This window comes from Bacteroidota bacterium (assembly GCA_034723125.1).
In the GTDB taxonomy this organism is placed as follows: domain Bacteria; phylum Bacteroidota; class Bacteroidia; order CAILMK01; family JAAYUY01; genus JAYEOP01.
In genome coordinates, this window is sequence record JAYEOP010000231.1 from 1 (window position 1) to 3,217 (window position 3,217).

General features: G+C 30.3%; 3 protein-coding genes. 1 reads left to right on the forward strand and 2 read right to left on the reverse strand.

The features are described 5' to 3' along the window. Positions 1-378: 378 nt before the first annotated feature. Positions 379-1,716: an NADP-specific glutamate dehydrogenase gene (gdhA, locus tag U9R42_06510; GenBank protein MEA3495671.1), complete on the forward strand. Its 1,338-nt coding sequence runs from the start codon at positions 379-381 to the stop codon at positions 1,714-1,716. Between the two features lie 686 nt (positions 1,717-2,402). On the opposite strand, the gene U9R42_06515 is transcribed toward gdhA, so the two are convergent. Continuing rightward, a complete protein-coding gene (locus U9R42_06515) occupies positions 2,403-2,684 on the reverse strand; it encodes a helix-turn-helix transcriptional regulator (protein MEA3495672.1) in 282 nt (93 codons plus the stop codon). After that, positions 2,681-3,025, reverse strand: a complete 345-nt coding sequence (locus U9R42_06520; protein MEA3495673.1) for a type II toxin-antitoxin system RelE/ParE family toxin — start codon at positions 3,023-3,025, stop codon at positions 2,681-2,683. Before U9R42_06520 ends, U9R42_06515 begins: the two co-directional genes overlap by 4 nt. Positions 3,026-3,217 lie beyond the last annotated feature (192 nt).

Below are 3,217 nucleotides of genomic sequence, written 5' to 3' on the forward strand. Positions count from 1 at the left end.
AATTATTAAAAACAATAAGTGCTACAGGATAACTGTGCTTTTATACCAAATTAACATCAAAACACCCGATATAAATCATTTCTATTTCCCTTTTTTGTCGTTAAAAATTATTTCCGTAGCTATAGCTATGCAAAGAATTTTTGCCTAAAAAAAGAAAAATATAATTTAATTTATTTATCAGGCGTTTTGAAATTAAATTGGTATTATATTTTTATAACAATTCAGCAATTGATAAATATCATACATTAGAATGTATTTTTAGGTTCATATTATTTCGATTATCAAATAATACTGCATTTATCTTTGTTTTTTAAAATTTAATTAAAAATTTATTAATCGGTTTATTATTTTAATGAAGCCACAAAAAAAACAATTGCTATGAACGTAGATAAAATTATATTAGACTTGGAAAAAACCCATCCGGGTGAAGTTGAATATCTTCAAGCTGTAAAAGAGGTTTTAATCTCAATTGAAGATGTTTATAATGAAAATCCTCAATTTGAAGAGGAAGGAATTATTGAAAGAATAATTGAACCTGACAGAATATTGACCTTTAAAGTACCATGGGTAGGTGATAATGGAAAAGCAAATGTAAATATTGGTTATAGAGTTCAATTCAACAATGCAATAGGACCTTACAAAGGTGGTTTAAGATTTCACCCAAGTGTAAATTTAAGCATTCTTAAATTTCTTGGATTTGAACAAATTTTCAAAAACAGCTTAACAACATTACCTATGGGTGGTGGCAAAGGTGGTTCGGATTTTAATCCAAAAGGAAAATCAAATGGTGAAATTTTAAGATTTTGTCAATCATTTATGCTTGAACTATGGAGATTTATTGGACCTAACACTGACGTACCTGCCGGTGATATTGGTGTTGGTGGTAAAGAAATAGGATATCTTTATGGAATTTACAGAAAACTTGCACAAGAAAACACAGGTGTTCTTACAGGTAAAGGTATCAATTGGGGCGGAAGCTTAATTCGTCCTGAAGCTACAGGATATGGCAATGTATATTTTGCAAAAGAAATGCTTGCAACAAAAGGTGAAACTTTTGAAGGTAAAACAGTTGCAGTTTCAGGTTTTGGAAATGTTGCATGGGGAGCTGTTCAAAAAGTAAATGATTTAGGCGGAAAAGTTGTTACACTATCAGGTCCTGACGGTTATGTTTACGACCCTGATGGTATCAGCGGTGAAAAAGTTGAATATATGCTTGAATTAAGAGCAACAAATGAAGATATTGTAAAACCTTATTCTTATGAGTTTCCAAATTCAAAATTCCATGAAGGCAAAAGACCTTGGGAAGAAAAAGTTGATATTGCACTTCCATGTGCTACTCAAAATGAATTGAATAAAGAAGATGCTACAAAACTAATAGAAAATGGTTGTATGTGTATTTCAGAAGGAGCAAATATGCCTTGTACACCAGAAGCCATCGAAATTTTTCACGAAAGTAAAATTTTATATGCACCAGGTAAAGCATCTAATGCCGGTGGTGTTGCTACATCAGGTTTAGAAATGTCACAAAACTCAATGAAGCTACATTGGTCAAAAGAAGAAGTTAATGAAAAATTACATCAAATAATGATTAATATTCATGAGCAATGTGTAACTCATGGCAAAGAAGAAGACGGCTATGTAAATTATGAAAAAGGAGCAAATATTGCCGGATTCCTTAAAGTTGCCAACACAATGTTAGACCAAGGAGTAATATAAATATAACGATCCATCCATTTTTCAGCCCTTTGGGAATTTATTTTTCAGAGGGCTATTTTTTTGTAAAATTTTGCGAGGATACTAATGTTGGTATCTCTAACTTTAAATTATAATTTTCCAAGGAAAGCATCTTCAACCTATTTGTAATTTATAACCTTTACTAAATCTGCAAATTACACCCTATACACAATATCACAACAAATATATGGCATATATTTTGATTTAATAATTTAATTATTTTCAGATAGTTAATTTTTAGTTTAAAAACGTTTAAGGTTCGTTTTATAAAGTTCCGATTAGTTCGGAACTTTTTTTTGTTTCATCATAAAAAAACCACCGATTAAATTTTTGTCAAATATAAGAACATTTCTGCTTTGCTCAAAAATGATTTGTTTTTTTGGGTTGATTTTATAAATTGCTTCTTACTGTGATGTTGGAAAAATATATGCCTGTCTTTTCCTTTTATAAATTTCATAATATAAAAATAGAAATTATTTCTTTACATGAAAATTATCTTTATCTACAAATTGTTGATTTTTTTAGACAGTCTGGCGGTGAGTATATGGTTTTGTGGCGGTTCAATGACTACATATTTCTTTGCCAAAACAAATGCCAATTGAGGAATACAATGCTCATTTCCAGCACTTTGCCGCCATAAACTATATACATTGTTAGGCTTTCGTGCTTTATCTTGCAGATAGTTGAACAGATAAGTCCAATGCGTTTGCAATTAATATAAGGTTTGATATCCTAATATCTTCTCCATTCTCAATCCGTGAAATATAAGGACGCTTTTTACCAACTGATTGTGCAAGTTCTTCTTGGCTAATATTCAATTCTTTTCTACGGTTTCTTATAATTTCCCCAAAATAATATGAATATGCTTCTTCCCTGAATTTCTCCCTGCTTTCTGAACCTTTTTCCCCATACCGCTTAGCTAAAAGGTCTTTTGCTTTTATTATTTTCATGATTTTCTATTTTTTAAATATTGTTCTAATAATATTTCTGCTTTCTTTATAGCTTTAATGTAGTCTTTGTTTGACTTTTTCACAAAGCCATTTAAGCAGACAACTTCAGTGCTTTCAGAAAAATTAAGGTGGTCAATGGCAAAAATTATAACCCTGTATTCATTACCTGCTTTTATTCTCAACTCATAAAACTTTGAATTTCTTAATTTCTTTATGAAATTTGTATGAACTACTTTTACATCTTCAATAATCTCAATGAGTTCAAAGAATTTTCTGGACACCCTATCTCCTTGATTGTCAACAAAAGTTAAACATTCTTCGGTAATGTCAATTTCTCTCATGGCACAAATGTAACGAATTAGTTACTTTTATGCAAATATTTTGAGCATTTTTTTGAAAAACATTTGTTTTGGCAACAATTAAATTCAGAAATCAATTCATGTACTGTTCAGGCACTCTGTTTTTTCAAGCAATTTTATTCAAAAGGTTTGTTCTTTTTCTGTCTCTCTGCATGAAGCATAACGGTAGTCTGT

Excerpts from the sequence above, each read along its gene's own strand:
- gdhA (MEA3495671.1), top strand. The coding sequence starts at position 379 with ATGAACGTAGATAAAATTATATTAGACTTGGAAAAAACCCATCCGGGT.
- U9R42_06520 (MEA3495673.1), bottom strand. The coding sequence starts at position 3,025 with ATGAGAGAAATTGACATTACCGAAGAATGTTTAACTTTTGTTGACAAT.
- U9R42_06515 (MEA3495672.1), bottom strand. The coding sequence starts at position 2,684 with ATGAAAATAATAAAAGCAAAAGACCTTTTAGCTAAGCGGTATGGGGAA.